Raw genomic sequence first — 14,913 nt, 5'->3', positions numbered from 1 at the left:
CTTCGCAATTTATTTAAGCAATATGTATGCCAATGTTGAAATTACAATTGAAAAAGAGTAAGGGCTCCGTTGACCGCGATTTCCAAGGGGCTACAGCCGGAAGTCGGCGCCCAGATAAACGTCGCGGACCTGCTGATTGCCAAGGATGGTCTGGGAATCGCCCTCGGCGATAATGTGGCCGGCGCTGCAGATATAGGCGGTATCGCAAATGTCCAGCGTTTCACGCACGTTGTGGTCGGTGATCAGCACGCCGATGCCGCGATCCTTGAGATGGCGAATGATGCCTTTGATGTCATTCACCGAGATCGGGTCCACCCCGGCGAACGGTTCATCGAGCAAAATGAACGCGGGGTCCGTGGCCAGGCCGCGGGCGATCTCCGCCCGCCGCCGTTCGCCGCCGGACAGGCTCATGCCCATGCTGTCGCGGATATGGGTGATGTGAAATTCCTCGAGCAGGTTGTTCAACTCCTGCTCACGCTCGGCTTTGCTCAGTTCCTTGCGGGTTTCGAGGATCGCCATGATGTTCTGTTCCACGGTCAGGCGGCGGAAGATGCTCGCCTCCTGAGGCAGATAGCCGATACCGCGCTTGGCGCGCCCGTGCATGGGCAGGTGGGTGATGTCCTCGCCGTTGATCTCGATGCGCCCCGCGTCCGCTTCCACCAACCCGACGATCATGTAAAAGCAGGTGGTCTTGCCGGCGCCGTTGGGGCCCAGCAGGCCGACGATCTGGCCCGCTTCCACTTCCAGGGAGACGTCCTCGATGACGCGGCGCCCCTTATAGCTTTTGGCCAGTTGGCGGGCATTCAGTTTCGCCATGGTCAGGGGGTCTCCGCATCATTGGGGGTGCTGTTGTCCGGCGCGGTGGCCGGCGTGCTGTTAGCGGGCGACTGGGTCGAGCTGCCGTCCTCGCCTGGGTTGCCTTCGCCGTTTTGCGACTCCTCGCCGCCGCTGTCGCCGTTCCGGGCCTGGGAGGCGTTGGCGGCCGGAATCACCAGCCGCACCCGTTTGTCGCCCTCGCTGCTGGCGTCCATGCGCCGGGAGTTGAGATCATATTCCACCCGGGCCCCTTCGAAGGTGTTGCCCTGATGTTGCACGTAGGCGTTGCCGGTGAGGATCAGACGGCGGCGCTTGAGATCGTAGACCAGTTTGTCGGCGTGGGCGTTCAGATCCTTGCCTTCACGCATGCGTACCGGGCTGCCGGTGGCTTCCACCCGCACCAGTTGCTCGTTCTCGGTGAACAGCCGCAAGACATCGGCGTTGAGTTGACGGTTACCCTGAATCAGTTCGGCGTCACCCCGGTATACGCCAGTGCCGGCGTCCCGTTCGAACACGGCCTGGTTGGCGCTGACCTCCACCGGGCCCTCGGCGCCGGACTGGGCCACGGCCAGCGCTGGAACCAGAATGGCGGCGGCTATTACCGCGCGCCAGCGGCGCAGCGGGCCATGCACCGGACCGTTATGGCTTGGGTCCTTTGAATTCACTTACTACTCCTTGCTTGAGAGTCATGCGCCCGGTGTCCAGGTCCGCGTCCATGCTGCCCGCCCGGGTGCTGCCTTCACTGTGTCGCATATGGACGGTGTCCGGGGCGGAAACCTGGCGATCGCCGCTCAGGTAGTGCAGCTCCCGGGTGTCGAGGGTGACGCCGTTGTTCTTGCTGACCGCCTCGACGTTGTTTTCGAAGACGATCAGATCGCCGTTGTCGCGTACTTCACCATTGTCGGCCTGGATGGTCCACTGGTTGTTGCCGTTGTTCAGGCTCAGGTCCGGGTGATCGAGCAGCGTCAGCGCTTCGCGTTCGTACTGTTCCAGATTGTTGGCCAGAAGCCGGTATTCCACTTCGCCGCTGTCGCGGTTGAACTGACGGGCGACGATGTTTTCGGCGGTGATGGCCGGGGCGCTGAGGAACGCTTCGTTATCGCCTTCCAAGGGGTTGCCCCATTCGTGCAGGGTCATCATCACGATCAGTCCCAGCAGGATAACACCGCTGGCGCTGAGCAGGCCGGGCCGTCTCACTGGCCCTCCCGCAGCCGCAGCAGGCTGTCGCACACTTCCCGTACCGCCCCTTCGCCGCCGCGGGCCTCGGTGACATGGCCGGCGGCGCTGCGCGCCACCGCGTGGGCGTTGGCCGGGGCGAAACCCAGTCCGGCCCACTCCAGTGCCGGTACGTCCGGTTCATCGTCGCCCATGTAACCGATCTCCGCGGCGCTCAGGCCCAGTTGCTGTGCCAGCGCGGACAGGGCCACGCCTTTGTCCTCACGGCCCTGGATCACGTGCTCGATCCCCAGGTCCCGGGCGCGGCGGGCCACCATGGCGGAGTTACGGCCGGTGATGATGGCCAGGGTCACGCCGCTGGCCGCCAGTTTTTTCAGCCCATGGCCGTCCAGGGTGCTGAATGTTTTCAGCATTTCGCCGTCCGGGCCGTAATAAAGGCGGCCATCGGTCATCACGCCGTCCACGTCGAAGGCCATCAGACGCAGGCGCAGAGCCTGTTCCGGCTTTACCCCCAGCGTCATTACATTACCCCCGCGCGCAGCAGATCCTGGGTGTTGAGCGCGCCGATCGGTCGCTGCCGGTCGTCACAAATGATCAGACCGTTCACCTTGCGCGTCTCCATCAGTTGCAATGCCTCCGCCGCCAGACGGCCGGGCTGGATGGTGACCGGGCGCGGTGACATCACATCGCGAATGCCGGCGACACGGACATCGACGCCCTTCTCCAGGGTGCGGCGCAGATCGCCGTCGGTGAAGATGCCGATCAGCTTGCCGTCGTCGTCCACCACCGTGGTCATGCCCAGGCCCTTGCGGGTCATTTCCAGCAGAGCATCGGACAGCGGCGTATCGGCACTGACCACCGGCAGTTGTTCCTCGCCGTGCATGACATCGTCCACTTTGAGCAGCAACCGGCGCCCCAGGCTGCCGCCGGGGTGGCTGAGGGCGAAATCCTCCGGAGTGAAACCACGTGCTTCCAGCAGCGCTATGGCCAGGGCGTCGCCCATGGCCAGGGCCGCGGTGGTGGAAGAGGTGGGGGCCAGATTATGCGGGCAGGCCTCTTCCTTCACCGCCACATTCAGATGCACATCGGATAACTGCGCCAGGGAAGATTCCGGGCGGCCGGTCATGCTGATCAGCCCGCTACCCTTGCGTTTGATCACCGGGATGATGGTCAGCACTTCCTGGGTCTCGCCGGAGTTGGACAGCGCCAGCACCACATCCTCGCTGGTGATCATGCCCAGATCGCCGTGGGAAGCTTCCCCCGGGTGAACAAAGAACGACGGGCTGCCGGTGCTGGCCAGCGTGGCCGCCAGCTTGGTGCCGATATGGCCGCTTTTACCCATGCCGGTGACGATAATGCGACCAGTGCAGGCCAGCAGGCGCTCGCAGGCATTTTCGAAATCCTTATCCACACGCGCACTGAGCGCGGCCACCGCCTGGGCTTCCTCGTCCAGTACACGGCGCGCGGTGGCGATGAAGTTGTAAGGCATAGAATCTCCCTTCACGGTCGCGGCCCGGTCCGCTGCCGGGATTTGTCGGCGGGGCCTGATGAAGCCGCCGATTATACACCGGATGTTGCCTGAAGGCCTCGCCAGAGCACCATCAAATAGACCGCGTATCCACCTAGCAGTGCCAAACCAGTGCCACGCCCCAGCGGATGGCGTACCGCCAACATCATGCCAAGCGCCATGACCAGGGTCAGCAGCACCATGGCGGCGTAGTCGCGATCCAGCAGTGCCGGATCGGCCAGCCTGCCGGGGCCGAGCAGGGCGGGCATGGGCAGTACCATCAGCAGATTGAGGATATTGGAGCCGAGCACATTACCCAGGGCCAGATCGCCGTGTCCGCGACGGGTGGCCGCCAGACAGGTGGCCAGTTCCGGCAAGCTGGTGCCGAGCGCTACCAGGGTCAGGCCGATCAGGGCCTCGCCGACACCCAACTGCCGGGCTGCTTCCGTGGCGCCCCAGACCAGCGCCCGGGCGCTGATCAGAAGCAGCACCAGCCCCCCGAAGAACAACAGCAGGTCGTGGCGCCGGCTCCGGCCCGGTTGGGGCCGCGCCGGCTGTGGCGTTGACGTTTTGCGATGCCAGGTGATCAATGCCAGCGCGGCCAAGCCAATGAGCAGGATCGCACCGTCGGCGCGGGTCAGGTGGCCGTCGATCAGCACCACTCCGGCCAGGGCGGTGACCAGCAGGCAGGTACTCAGTACCAGCCGGCGACTGTGATCGGGACAGGGCACCGGGCGCCACAGCAGGGTCAACGCCAGCACCAGTCCCAGATTGGCAATGTTTGAACCCAGTGCATTGGCCACGCCAAGGGCGGAACTGCCGCTCAAGGCAGCGGTGGCGGAAACCAGAATTTCCGGCGCCGAAGTACCGAAGGCGACCAGCGTCAAACCCACCAGCGCCCGGGACAGGCCAAAATCCAGCGCCAGCCCGGCGGCGCCGGTGACAAAACGGTCGGCGCTCCAGGAAAGTACTGCCAGGGCGATCAGGCTGGTCAAAAGGGCAGTAAACATGGAACCTCCGTTGTCAAAAGCCGTCAAATCGTGCAAGAGCCGTGGCGCGCGCGGAACCCGCGCGTGTAGGATGCGGTGAGTTTGCCGGGGCCATCAACTGGATAGCCGGATCATCGAACGACCAGGGAGCGAGTGCATGACTTATCCGAAACAGCTGTTTTCCATGATGGCGGCCGTGCTGCTGCTGTTGGCCGCCGGTCTGGCGCAAGCGGAACAGGATCCGCGCAAGCTGGTGGAGCAGACCGTCGAGCGCATGACCAAGCGTATTGACGCGGAACGCCAGAAGTTGAACAACGACCCCCAATACGCCCGTGAGCTGGTGCGTGAGGAACTGGGCGATCTGGTGGACTTCAAGCGGATTACCCGGGTAGTGATGGGGGATTATTTCGACCAGGCCTCCCGGGAGCAAAAATACCGCTTCCTGGAAGTATTCGAGAACAGCCTGGTCAATACCTATGCCTCCGGTGTGACCTTGTACGACGGCCAGAAGATGAAAGTCCTGCCTTTGCGCGAGGAAGACCGCCGTGGCAACTATGCGCGCGTGCGCATGGAGTTCTCCACCAACTCAGGCCAGGTGGTGCCGATCTTCTTTACCCTGTTCCTGGACGGTGGCCAGTGGCGTGTGGTCAATGTTTACGTCAATGGGCTTGATCTGAGCCAGATCTACAAGCAGCAGTTCGCCCAGTCCATGCAACAGCACAATGATATGGACACGGTCATCGCCAACTGGTCCGCCGCCGATGTGGCCGACGAGGTCGAGAACAAGGCCAACGTCAACTGATTCCTCCGTTTCCCTCCCTCATTGACGCGGGGCCGGCATGGCAAGGCCTCGCGCCCTCGCGTATTATTGCCGGTTCATTCGAATGAGGAGTTCCCATGAATCCGGAAGACGTGAAGGCGCTGGTGGAAGCCGGCTTCGACGATGCCGAGGTGGCGGTGGATGGTGGCGGTGACCGCTTTCTGATCCGCGTGGTGTCTGATGCCTTCGAGGGCCTGATGCCGGTGAAGAAGCAGCAACTGGTTTACGGCTGCATTAACCAGGCGATCGCCGACGGTACCATTCATGCCGTAAGCATCCAGACCTATACCCGGGCCGAGTGGGAAAAAGCCCAGAAGATGGGGCTGGCCTGAGCCCCGGGCGGCCCGCCATCTGCCTTTATCAACAGGCTCTAAGAGATCCGCATGGACAAACTCAAGATTACCGGTGGACAGCGCCTGGATGGCGAGATCCGCATTTCCGGCTCCAAGAACTCATCGTTGCCGATTCTCGCCGCCACTCTGCTGGCCGACGAGACCGTCACCGTAGGCAACCTGCCGCATTTGCAGGACGTCACTACCCTGATCGAACTGCTCGGCCGGATGGGCGTGCATGTGGTGCTGGACGATCGCATGAACGTGGCGGTGAACCCCACCGGTATCCGCGAGTTCACCGCGCCCTATGAGCTGGTGAAAACCATGCGCGCCTCGATTCTGGTACTCGGGCCGTTGGTGGCGCACTTCGGCCGCGCCGAGGTGTCCCTGCCCGGCGGTTGTGCCATCGGCTCACGGCCGGTGGACATCCACCTCAAGGGGCTCGAGGCCATGGGCGCCGAGATCGAGGTGATGAACGGGTATATCTCCGCCCAGGTGAAGGGGCGTCTCAAGGGCGCCCGTATCGTCATGGACACGGTGACCGTGACCGGCACCGAGAACCTGTTGATGGCCGCCGCCCTGGCCGAAGGCACCACGGTGCTGGAAAACGCCGCGCGCGAGCCGGAAGTGGTGGATCTGGCCAACTTCATCAACCGCATGGGCGGCAAGATCACTGGCGCGGGCACCGACACCATCGTGGTGGAAGGGGTTACCTCGCTGGGGGGCTGTCACCATGATGTGATCTCCGACCGCATCGAGACCGGCACCTATCTGATCGCCGCCGCCATCACCGGCGGCCGCGTCAAGGCCAAGAACACCGATCCGGCTCTGCTGGATTCGGTACTGCAGAAGTTGCGCGAGGCCGGTGCGGTGATCGAGACGGGGGAGGACTGGATCAGCCTCGATATGGAAGGCCGCCGGCCGCAAGCGATCAGCCTGCGCACCGCGCCTTATCCGGCGATGCCCACCGATATGCAGGCCCAGTTCATGGCCATGAACACGGTGGCCGAAGGTACCGGCACCATCGTCGAGACGGTGTTCGAGAACCGCTTCATGCACGTGCAGGAACTGAATCGCATGGGCGCCCATATCGAGGTGCAAGGCAACACCGCCATCTGCCGTGGCGTCGAGTCGCTGACCGGTGCTCCGGTGATGGCCACCGACCTGCGAGCCTCTGCTTCCCTGGTGATCGCCGCTCTGGTGGCCAGGGGCGATACCCTGGTGGACCGGATCTACCATGTCGACCGGGGCTATGAGTGCATCGAGGAAAAACTGCAATCCCTGGGGGCGACCATCCGTCGCGTCCCTTCCTGACCGTGAAGCCATGAGCCAGAAACCGCTGATCATCGCCCTGTCCAAGGGCCGCATCCTCAAAGACACGCTGCCTCTGCTGAAGGAGGCGGGCATTGAGATGACCGAGGATCCGTCCGCTTCCCGCAAGCTGATCTTCGACACCACTCGTGAAGACGTGAAGATCATCGTTATTCGCGCCACCGATGTGCCGCCTTATGTGCAGCATGGCGGTGCCGACATCGGCGTGGCCGGCAAGGACGTGTTGATGGAGCACGGCGCGGAAGGTCTGTTCGAACCGCTGGACCTGGAGATTGCCCGCTGCAAGCTGATGGTGGCGGCGCTCAAGGACGCCCCGCCGGTGAGCGGACGCCTGCGGGTGGCGACCAAGTTCGTCAATGTGGCGAAAAGCTACTTCGCCCAGCAGGGCCGCCAGGCGGAGGTGATCAAATTGTACGGCGCCATGGAACTGGCGCCGCTGGTGGGGCTGGCGGATCGCATCGTGGACATCGTCGATACTGGCAACACCCTGCGTGCCAATGGCCTTGAACCCACCGAAATGATCGCCACCATTTCTTCGCGGGTAGTGGTCAACCGGGCCAGCATGAAGACCCGTCACAGCCAGATTCAGGCGATCCTGGATCAGGTGGCGAAAGCGGTGGCGGCGCGACGGGAGCAATGACATGAAAACCAACTGGCTGGACGCGGGCGACAGCGATTTCGCCGAGCGTTTGACGGCGCTTACCGCCTGGTCGGAGGAACGCGACGAGGAAGTGACCGAGCGCGTGCGCGGTATCCTCAAGGATGTCGCCCAGCGTGGTGACCAGGCGGTGATCGACTACACCAACCGGTTCGACCGCCGGCAAGTGACGTCCATGGCGGAACTGACCGTGAACCGGGAGCAGCTGCTGGCGGCGCTGGAGCGGATCCCCGTGGCCCTGCGTGAGGCCCTGGAGGCGGCTGCCCGGCGGGTGCGCGCCTACCACGAAAAGCAGAAGCAGGATTCCTGGCAATACCGGGACGAGCACGGCTCGTTGTTGGGGCAGCAGGTCACGCCGCTGGATCGGGTCGGCATCTACGTGCCTGGCGGCAAGGCCGCCTACCCCAGTTCGGTGCTGATGAATGCGCTGCCGGCCCATGTGGCCGGAGTGGGCGAAATCGTCATGGTCAGCCCGGCGCCGGATGGTGAGCTGAACGATGTGGTGCTGGCGGCGGCGGCGGTGGCCGGCGTCGAGCGCTTCTTTTCCCTGGGCGGCGCCCAGGCCGTGGCGGCCCTGGCCCACGGCACGGAAACTGTGCCGGCGGTGGACAAGATCGTCGGGCCCGGCAACATTTATGTGGCGGAAGCCAAGCGCCAGGTGTTCGGCAAGGTGGGCATCGACATGATCGCCGGCCCGTCCGAGATTCTGGTGGTGTGCGACGGCAAAACCGATCCCGAGTGGATCGCCATGGATCTGTTTTCCCAGGCCGAACACGACGAGGAAGCGCAGTCGATTCTGGTCAGCCCGGACGCGGAGTTCCTCAAGCGGGTGGACGCCGCCATGGATCGTCTGGCGCCGACCCTGGAGCGGGAGGACATCATCCGCACCTCCATGGCCAACCGCGGCGCCCTGATTCAAGTGAGAGACCTGGATCAGGCCCTGGAGGTGGTCAATCGCGTCAGCCCGGAACACCTGGAATTGTCCATGGATGACGCCGAGGCCTGGGCGCGCAAGGTGCGCCATGCCGGTGCCATTTTCCTCGGCCGTCATACGCCGGAGGCACTGGGTGACTACTGCGCCGGCCCCAATCACGTGCTGCCGACCAGCGCCACGGCCCGGTTTTCCTCGCCGTTGGGCGTGTACGATTTCCAGAAACGCAGTTCCTTGATCGGCTGCTCCCCGGAAGGGGCCAGCGAGTTGGGGCGAATTGCTTCCGCTTTGGCGCGCGGTGAGAGCCTGACCGCTCACGCGCGCAGCGCCGAATACCGCATCAAGAAGGATTAACGTCGTGGGGAGTGGCCCGGTCCGCTCCCATGACAGGATCAACGCACCGTAGGAGCGGTCCGGCGACCGCGATGGGTTATGAGCAAATTCTGGAGTCCGTTCGTTCGCGATCTCGCGCCCTATGTGCCCGGTGAACAGCCGAAGATGGCCAACCTGGTCAAGCTGAACACCAATGAGCACCCGCAAGGGCCATCGCCGAAAGTGCTGGACGCTATCCGGGCGGAAGCGGATGAGCGCTTGCGTCTGTACCCGGACCCGCGCAGCACCGCGCTGTGCGAGGCCATTGCCGACTATTATCGGATCAAGCCGGAGCAGGTGTTTGTCGGTAACGGCTCCGACGAAGTGCTCGCCCACATTTTCATGGGATTGTTTCGCCAGTCCCGGCCGCTGTTGTTCCCGGACATCACCTACAGTTTTTATAAGGTCTACTGCGGGTTATACGACATCGACTACCAGACCGTGCCGCTGGACCAGGAGCTGTCCATCCGGCTGGCCGATTATGACGCCCCGAATGGCGGCATCATCTTCCCCAATCCCAATGCGCCCACCGGCCGTCTGCTGCCGCTGGCGGACATCGAGGCGCTGCTGCGTCACAACACCGAGTCGGTGGTGGTGGTGGACGAAGCCTATATCGACTTTGGTGGCGACAGCGCCATTGCCTTGGTTGACCGCTACCCGAACCTGCTGGTGACCCAAACCCTGTCCAAGTCCCGTTCCCTGGCCGGCTTGCGTATCGGTCTGGCGGTGGGTGACGAAGCGCTGATTGACGGGCTCACCCGCATCAAGGACAGCTTCAACTCCTATCCTCTGGACCGGTTGGCGGTGGCCGCCGGCAAGGCCGCCTTCGAGGACGACGACTGGTTCCGCCAGGGCCGGGATCGGGTGGTGGAACAGCGCGGCTGGTTGACCGGGCAGCTGGCCGAGCGTGGCTTTCAGACACTACCGTCCGCCGCCAATTTTGTCTTCACCCGCCATCCTGATCATCGCGGCGCCGATCTGGCTGGCGGCCTGCGCGAGCAGGGCGTGATCGTGCGTCATTTCGGCAAGCCGGAGCGCATCGCCGACTATCTGCGCATCACCATCGGCACCGCCGGGCAGAACCAGACACTGGTGGCCGCGCTGGACCGGTTGCTATAACCTGCCAGACATCGCTTCTGTTTGGTGGTACACCCGTTTAGTCAGACGCTCGTTTGGTCATACTCTCGTTTAGTCATACAAGGACGCCATGATGAAACGCCTGCTGCTGCCCGCGTTGATCGCGGGTCTGTGCCCGCCCGCGGCGCTCGCCGCGGTCTTTCCCGTCACCGCTCCGGTAACCGAGGTGCTGCTGTTTCCCTCCCAGGCCGAATTGACCCGTTCGTTGAGTCAGCCGTTGCCGGCCGGGCAGCATCAACTGACCATTGCTGGTCTGCCGGAACTGGATCTGGATCGCCTCAGGATCGAAGTCGACGGGGCCGTGCTCGAGGGCGTCCAGCGCCGCCGGGAAAGTAACGCCGAGGATGTCTCCGAGCGCCGCCAGGCATTGGATGAACAAATCGCCGCGCTGGAGCAACGCATCCAGGAAGCCGCCACCGCTGACCGCCTCGACCAGGAACAGATCCAGCAGTTGCAATCGCTGCTCGGGCAGGCGCCGCAAGGGCCGGCGCTGTACAGCGAAGTGCCGGTGGAAAAGTGGGCCAGCGCCTGGGCTCAGATCCGTGAGGCGGTCAATCAGCGTCAGTCCGCGATCAATGAGCGGGCGGCGCAACGGCCGGACTGGCAACGGCAACTGCGGGCGCTGCAGCAGCAACGCTCGCAGTTGGGCCAACAACAGCAACAGCGCCAGGTGCTGGTGGTGGATCTGGTCGCCGAACAGGCCGGCACCGCCGATCTGGCCTTGCGCTACTTCACCCACCAGGCCGGCTGGAGCAATCAGCTCCAGGCCAACCTGGACAGTGGCGCGGAACAGATCGACCTGAACGCCTACGCCGAGGTCCGCAACAACACCGGTGAGGACTGGCGCGACGTCAAAGCCACCCTGGGGCTGTTGCCGGCCGGCTATCGGCCGGTACCGGAACCGCAGCCGTGGATCATCGGCCTGCTTAACCCCAATCCCCCGAAAGCCATGAAATCGATGGCAAGGGAAGACGTGGCCTACGAAGCGGCGGACATGTCGATGGCGGGATCAAGCCTTAAAGCCGCCGCGCCGGCTCCGACGCCGCAGCCAGTGGCTCATGGGTTTGATATGCGGGTGCCGCTGGACGCGCCCCTGACCCTGGCCAGCGATGGCAGTACCGCCCGCATCGCTTATCAGGATGCGGTGGTACCGGTGACTCTGAGCCGCGAGAGCTATCTGTGGCAACAGCCCGCGGTGCTGCTGGTGGGCGAATGGAAAAACAGCAGTGGCGTGCCCTGGCTGAGCGGCCAGGTGACGGTGCTGCGTGACGGGCAAAGGCTGTCCAGCTATGGCCGTGCGGAAGGCATCCAGCTCGGGGAAACGGTGCGGATGAGTTTTGGTGACGACCCCCGGCTGCGGGTGGAAGTGGTCACCGAGCCCGCCAGCCGGGGCGAAGCCGGCCTGATCAGCAAGGAGAACACGCTTACGGTGACGCGTAGTATTACCGTTTCCTCGGGCTACGATAAACCGGTGGACGTGGTGCTGTACGACCGTCAGCCGGTGCCCAATGATGACCGCATCAAGCTGGAAGCCACGGGGGCCAAGCCGGACCAGAGCAATGTCCGCGATATCAAGGGGCTGATGGCCTGGGAGCGCACCGTGTCCGCGGATCAGGAGACACGCCTGGAGCACGGCTTCCAACTGCGTTACCCCACCGACATGGATCTGACCGGAGTGGAAGGCCTGCCGCGCTAGCCCTCCGCCGCCGGCCGGGTGCCGATGGTGACTTCGACATCCATGCGGGTGCGGTTGCGGATCACGTTGAGCGTCACCTTGGTGTCCGGAGCGGTGCCGGCGATGCGGTTCATGGCCTCGTAACCGTCCTTCATGGTCTCGCCGTCGATGCCGATCAGCACGTCGCCGGGTTGCAGCCCGCCCTGATTGGCCGGGCTGTCCACCACCACCTGGGTGATCACGCCGCCGGCCACCCGGTCCATATCGAAGGTTTCCGCCAGAGAAGGCGTGATGTCCTGCACCGTGACACCGAGATAGCCCCGGATCACCCGGCCGTGTTCGATCAGGTCCGACATCACCTCGCGGGCGATGGACGCGGGCGTGGCGAAGCCGATGCCCTGCCAGCCGCCGGTGGAGGAAAGGATCGCCGTGTTGATGCCAATCAGGTGACCTCGCGTATCGATCAGCGCGCCACCGGAGTTACCGCGGTTAATGGCGGCGTCGGTCTGAATGAAGTTTTCGAACGTAGCGATGCCCAGATGACTGCGGCCGGTGGCACTGACAATGCCCATGGACACGGTCTGGCCCACGCCCAGCGGATTGCCGATGGCCAGCACCACATCGCCGACGGTGACCTGATCCGGACCGTTCAGCTCGATTTTCGGCAAATCCTCCAGGGCGATCTGCAGCAGCGCCAGGTCGGTCTCCGGATCCGTGCCGACCACCCGGGCGGGAGCATCCCGGCCGTCGCGCAACGACACCAGGATCTCGTCGGCGTCCCGGATCACGTGATAACTGGTGAGGATATAGCCGTCGTCGGCGACGATCACACCGGAACCCAGGCTGGCCAGGGCGCGCTCCCGGCGAGGCTGTTCCATGAAGCGGTTGAACAGCGGATCCTGGGTAATGGCGCCGGTGGAGACGATCTGCGTGGTGTAGATATTCACCACCGCCGGCGCCGCCCGGTTGACCGCGCTGGCGTAGCTGTCCGGGCTGGGAGCGCCCTGGCCGCGCGGGGAACCCGGCCCCTGCTGGTGCCACCAGAGCACCCCGAACCCCACCAGCAAACCGGCGAGCACCGGTAAGGCGAGGAAACGGATCAGTCGAGTTACAGCCCCCATGAAAATGCCTCGTTCTTTGCCGCGGTGCGCGCACCGGTTGTAGAGAAACGGAGAGAAACTTGCCCCGGTCCGGCGAACCGGCTAGTTTGCCGGGCTGAGCGGGCCGCCGCGGTGGTTCCATAAAACGCTCATGGTAGCAGATCGACGGTAGAATGGGCTTGCCGTAAGCTGCCAATCGACTCCGGGAGGGTGCCCTCATGCTGAAACGAGACCGTCTGTTGTCGGTGCTGGACACCGAGCTGCAAAGTCACCGGTTCAAGGACTACTGCCCCAACGGCCTGCAAGTGGAAGGGCGCGAGCAGGTGCGTCATCTGGTCACCGGCGTCACCGCCTGTCAGGCGTTGATTGATGCCGCCATCGTCGAGGAAGCGGACGCGATTCTGGTGCATCACGGTTACTTCTGGAAGAACGAGGACGCCAGGGTGCGCGGCATGAAGAAGCAGCGTTTGCAGAGCTTGCTGCGGCATGACATAAGCCTGTTCGCTTATCACTTGCCCCTGGATGCCCACCCCGAGCTGGGCAACAATGCGCAGCTGGCGCGGCGCCTGGGCCTGGTGGTGGAGGGCGGGCTACAGCCACAGGACAGCTTTCCGATTGGCAACGTGGGGCGTCTGGACGGGCCGATGACCGCTGACGAGTTCGCTTCCCATGTGGAATCGGTGCTGGGACGTCAGGTGCTGCATATCGGCGATACCCAGGATGAGATCGAGACCCTGGCCTGGTGCACCGGTGCCGCCCAGGGCTTTATCGATCAGGCCCAGGCGCTGGGCGTGGACGCCTACCTGAGCGGTGAGATTTCCGAACCCACGACCCACTTCGCCCGGGAAACCGGCATCCATTACTTCGCCTGCGGCCATCACGCCACCGAGCGCTACGGCGTGCAGGCCTTGGGGGAATGGCTGGCGGATGAATACGGTCTGGAACACACCTTCATTGATATCGACAACCCGGTTTGAGGCCCCCTTCTGATTCGCCATGGCGTGCCATTCGCGCCGGGCGCATGCAGTACAGGACAGCATGAACATAACCGTCATTTTCAATCCCACCGCTGGCGGCGGTCGGGACCGCCGGCTGCGGCATTTTATCCGCACCCTGGAGCAGGGCGGGGCGCGCGTCCGCCTCTATCACACCCGCTCTCCCGGGGATGCGATCCGTTACCTGAAAGGCCTGGAAGACCAGGGCGATTGCGTGGTGGCGGCCGGTGGTGACGGTACGGTCAACGAGGTGCTCAACGGGTTGCGGCCCGGGGTGGCGCTGGCGTTGTTCCCGATCGGCACCGCCAATGTACTGGCCAAGGAACTGGGGCTGCCACGTCATCCGGAAGCGGCGGCCAAGGTGGTCCTGTCCGGCCGCTCCCTGCCGGTGACGCCGGCGACGCTCAATGGCCGCCGCTTCATGGTCATGTGCGGGGTGGGCTATGACGCCTGGGTGGTCGATCAGGTGGACCTGATTCTGAAACGGCGGATCGGCAAGCTGGCCTACGCCTTGAGCATGATCCGGCAGTTGGCCCGCTACGGCAAAGTGAGCTACCGGGTGGCGGTGGATGGCCGGCCCCTGGACTGTTTCTCCGCGGTGATCACCAATGGCCGTTATTACGGCGGCAGTTTCGTGCTCAGCCGGCAAGCCAATATTGCCCGCGCCAAGTTGCAGGTGCTGCTGTTTCAGCGCTCCGGGGTGTGGTTCCTGTTGGGATGCCTGGTGGCGCTGATGCTGGGACGGCTGGAGCGGCGGGACGGCGTGGCTTCGGTGAGCGCGGAGAAAGTCACCGTGGAAGTGTCCCGGTACCTGGCCGGCAGTGAAGTCCGGCCGGTGGGCGAGGCGGCCTGGCCGAGACCGGGGCCGGAGCCGATTCAGGCGGACGGCGATCCGGCCGGCTGGTTGCCCGCGGAAATCGCGCTGGAGAATCAGGCGGTGCTGGTCCGGGTGCCGCAATAGATCCTTAGCCGCGGTAGGAGCCAGCCTTGCTGGCGAATCTTTTCGACCCCGGAACCTGTTCGCCTGCAGGCGGAGGGCCGCCCCGGCTGGCTCCTACAGCTTCCCGGCAGGG

Annotated in this window: 16 protein-coding genes; 9 read left to right on the top strand and 7 right to left on the bottom strand. The window is 64.1% G+C overall.

All coding sequences use genetic code 11. The annotated features are described in order from the left end of the window. Nucleotides 1-90 precede the first annotated feature (90 nt). The 6 genes from lptB to RYH70_RS15860 all read right to left on the bottom strand — a co-directional run bounded on the left by lptB (nt 91) and on the right by RYH70_RS15860 (nt 4,509). Nucleotides 91-816 (bottom strand): LPS export ABC transporter ATP-binding protein, encoded by a 726-nt coding sequence (lptB, locus tag RYH70_RS15885; RefSeq protein WP_022996261.1) that lies wholly within the window; start codon nt 814-816, stop codon nt 91-93. A 2-nt stretch (nt 817-818) separates the two neighbouring features. Beyond that, nucleotides 819-1,481, bottom strand: a complete 663-nt coding sequence (gene lptA / locus RYH70_RS15880) for a lipopolysaccharide transport periplasmic protein LptA (RefSeq protein ID WP_022996260.1) — start codon at nt 1,479-1,481, stop codon at nt 819-821. Then, nucleotides 1,456-2,013, bottom strand: a complete 558-nt coding sequence (gene lptC / locus RYH70_RS15875) for an LPS export ABC transporter periplasmic protein LptC (RefSeq protein ID WP_022996259.1) — start codon at nt 2,011-2,013, stop codon at nt 1,456-1,458. Before lptC ends, lptA begins: the two co-directional genes overlap by 26 nt. Then, nucleotides 2,010-2,513 carry a KdsC family phosphatase gene (locus RYH70_RS15870; RefSeq protein WP_022996258.1) on the bottom strand — a complete coding sequence of 168 codons (504 nt, stop codon included), beginning with the start codon at nt 2,511-2,513 and terminating at the stop codon, nt 2,010-2,012. Before RYH70_RS15870 ends, lptC begins: the two co-directional genes overlap by 4 nt. Further along, nucleotides 2,513-3,481, bottom strand: a complete 969-nt coding sequence (locus tag RYH70_RS15865; protein ID WP_055100859.1) for a KpsF/GutQ family sugar-phosphate isomerase — start codon at nt 3,479-3,481, stop codon at nt 2,513-2,515. Before RYH70_RS15865 ends, RYH70_RS15870 begins: the two co-directional genes overlap by 1 nt. A 71-nt stretch (nt 3,482-3,552) precedes the next feature. Next, complete coding sequence (locus tag RYH70_RS15860) at nt 3,553-4,509, bottom strand: calcium/sodium antiporter (protein ID WP_233918297.1); 957 nt, start codon at nt 4,507-4,509, stop codon at nt 3,553-3,555. A 136-nt stretch (nt 4,510-4,645) separates the two neighbouring features. Between RYH70_RS15860 and RYH70_RS15855 the strand changes: the two genes are divergently transcribed. The 7 genes from RYH70_RS15855 (at nt 4,646) to RYH70_RS15825 (ending at nt 11,766) form a co-directional block, all read left to right on the top strand. Then, on the top strand, nt 4,646-5,290 hold the full coding sequence (locus RYH70_RS15855; RefSeq protein ID WP_022996255.1) for an MlaC/ttg2D family ABC transporter substrate-binding protein: 645 nt from the start codon (nt 4,646-4,648) through the stop codon (nt 5,288-5,290). A gap of 95 nt (nt 5,291-5,385) precedes the next feature. Continuing rightward, a complete protein-coding gene (locus tag RYH70_RS15850; protein WP_014995896.1) occupies nt 5,386-5,640 on the top strand; it encodes a BolA family protein in 255 nt (84 codons plus the stop codon). A 51-nt stretch (nt 5,641-5,691) separates the two neighbouring features. Further along, complete coding sequence (murA, locus tag RYH70_RS15845; RefSeq protein ID WP_022996254.1) at nt 5,692-6,954, top strand: UDP-N-acetylglucosamine 1-carboxyvinyltransferase; 1,263 nt, start codon at nt 5,692-5,694, stop codon at nt 6,952-6,954. 10 nt (nt 6,955-6,964) lie between these two features. Continuing rightward, nucleotides 6,965-7,612 carry an ATP phosphoribosyltransferase gene (gene hisG, locus RYH70_RS15840; RefSeq protein ID WP_063142449.1) on the top strand — a complete coding sequence of 216 codons (648 nt, stop codon included), beginning with the start codon at nt 6,965-6,967 and terminating at the stop codon, nt 7,610-7,612. Nucleotide 7,613: 1 nt separating this feature from the next. Next, on the top strand, nt 7,614-8,915 hold the full coding sequence (hisD, locus tag RYH70_RS15835) for a histidinol dehydrogenase (protein ID WP_055100857.1): 1,302 nt from the start codon (nt 7,614-7,616) through the stop codon (nt 8,913-8,915). A gap of 78 nt (nt 8,916-8,993) precedes the next feature. After that, the gene (hisC, locus tag RYH70_RS15830) at nt 8,994-10,052 is read left to right on the top strand and encodes a histidinol-phosphate transaminase (protein ID WP_317009392.1); all 1,059 of its coding nucleotides are present in this window, start codon (nt 8,994-8,996) and stop codon (nt 10,050-10,052) included. A gap of 88 nt (nt 10,053-10,140) precedes the next feature. Continuing rightward, entirely contained in the window at nt 10,141-11,766 is a 1,626-nt protein-coding gene (locus tag RYH70_RS15825) for a DUF4139 domain-containing protein (RefSeq protein ID WP_317009391.1), read from the top strand. Here RYH70_RS15825 and RYH70_RS15820 read toward each other — a convergent pair. Beyond that, complete coding sequence (locus RYH70_RS15820; protein WP_022996249.1) at nt 11,763-12,866, bottom strand: trypsin-like peptidase domain-containing protein; 1,104 nt, start codon at nt 12,864-12,866, stop codon at nt 11,763-11,765. The two genes, RYH70_RS15825 and RYH70_RS15820, sit on opposite strands and share 4 nt — an antisense overlap. Before the next feature lie 197 nt (nt 12,867-13,063). Here RYH70_RS15820 and RYH70_RS15815 point away from each other — a divergent pair, with 197 nt between their 5' ends. Further along, nucleotides 13,064-13,822, top strand: coding sequence for a Nif3-like dinuclear metal center hexameric protein (locus RYH70_RS15815; protein ID WP_022996248.1), 759 nt, complete (start codon nt 13,064-13,066; stop codon nt 13,820-13,822). 61 nt (nt 13,823-13,883) lie between these two features. After that, nucleotides 13,884-14,801, top strand: coding sequence for a diacylglycerol/lipid kinase family protein (locus RYH70_RS15810; protein WP_022996247.1), 918 nt, complete (start codon nt 13,884-13,886; stop codon nt 14,799-14,801). The last annotated feature ends 112 nt before the right edge of the window (nt 14,802-14,913 follow it).

The organism is Alloalcanivorax xenomutans (genome assembly GCF_032810065.1).
GTDB lineage: Bacteria > Pseudomonadota > Gammaproteobacteria > Pseudomonadales > Alcanivoracaceae > Alloalcanivorax > Alloalcanivorax xenomutans.
Note: the sequence above shows the minus strand (reverse complement) of the source record. Positions and strands in the feature narration are given on the sequence as shown.

What these genes read in the sequence shown, in the direction of transcription:
- lptB (WP_022996261.1), bottom strand. Translation starts at nt 816, where the DNA reads ATGGCGAAACTGAATGCCCGCCAACTGGCCAAAAGCTATAAGGGGCGC.
- RYH70_RS15870 (WP_022996258.1), bottom strand. Translation starts at nt 2,513, where the DNA reads ATGACGCTGGGGGTAAAGCCGGAACAGGCTCTGCGCCTGCGTCTGATG.
- RYH70_RS15865 (WP_055100859.1), bottom strand. Translation starts at nt 3,481, where the DNA reads ATGCCTTACAACTTCATCGCCACCGCGCGCCGTGTACTGGACGAGGAA.
- RYH70_RS15860 (WP_233918297.1), bottom strand. Translation starts at nt 4,509, where the DNA reads ATGTTTACTGCCCTTTTGACCAGCCTGATCGCCCTGGCAGTACTTTCC.
- RYH70_RS15855 (WP_022996255.1), top strand. Translation starts at nt 4,646, where the DNA reads ATGACTTATCCGAAACAGCTGTTTTCCATGATGGCGGCCGTGCTGCTG.
- RYH70_RS15850 (WP_014995896.1), top strand. Translation starts at nt 5,386, where the DNA reads ATGAATCCGGAAGACGTGAAGGCGCTGGTGGAAGCCGGCTTCGACGAT.
- murA (WP_022996254.1), top strand. Translation starts at nt 5,692, where the DNA reads ATGGACAAACTCAAGATTACCGGTGGACAGCGCCTGGATGGCGAGATC.
- hisG (WP_063142449.1), top strand. Translation starts at nt 6,965, where the DNA reads ATGAGCCAGAAACCGCTGATCATCGCCCTGTCCAAGGGCCGCATCCTC.
- hisD (WP_055100857.1), top strand. Translation starts at nt 7,614, where the DNA reads ATGAAAACCAACTGGCTGGACGCGGGCGACAGCGATTTCGCCGAGCGT.
- hisC (WP_317009392.1), top strand. Translation starts at nt 8,994, where the DNA reads ATGAGCAAATTCTGGAGTCCGTTCGTTCGCGATCTCGCGCCCTATGTG.
- RYH70_RS15825 (WP_317009391.1), top strand. Translation starts at nt 10,141, where the DNA reads ATGATGAAACGCCTGCTGCTGCCCGCGTTGATCGCGGGTCTGTGCCCG.
- RYH70_RS15820 (WP_022996249.1), bottom strand. Translation starts at nt 12,866, where the DNA reads ATGGGGGCTGTAACTCGACTGATCCGTTTCCTCGCCTTACCGGTGCTC.
- RYH70_RS15815 (WP_022996248.1), top strand. Translation starts at nt 13,064, where the DNA reads ATGCTGAAACGAGACCGTCTGTTGTCGGTGCTGGACACCGAGCTGCAA.
- RYH70_RS15810 (WP_022996247.1), top strand. Translation starts at nt 13,884, where the DNA reads ATGAACATAACCGTCATTTTCAATCCCACCGCTGGCGGCGGTCGGGAC.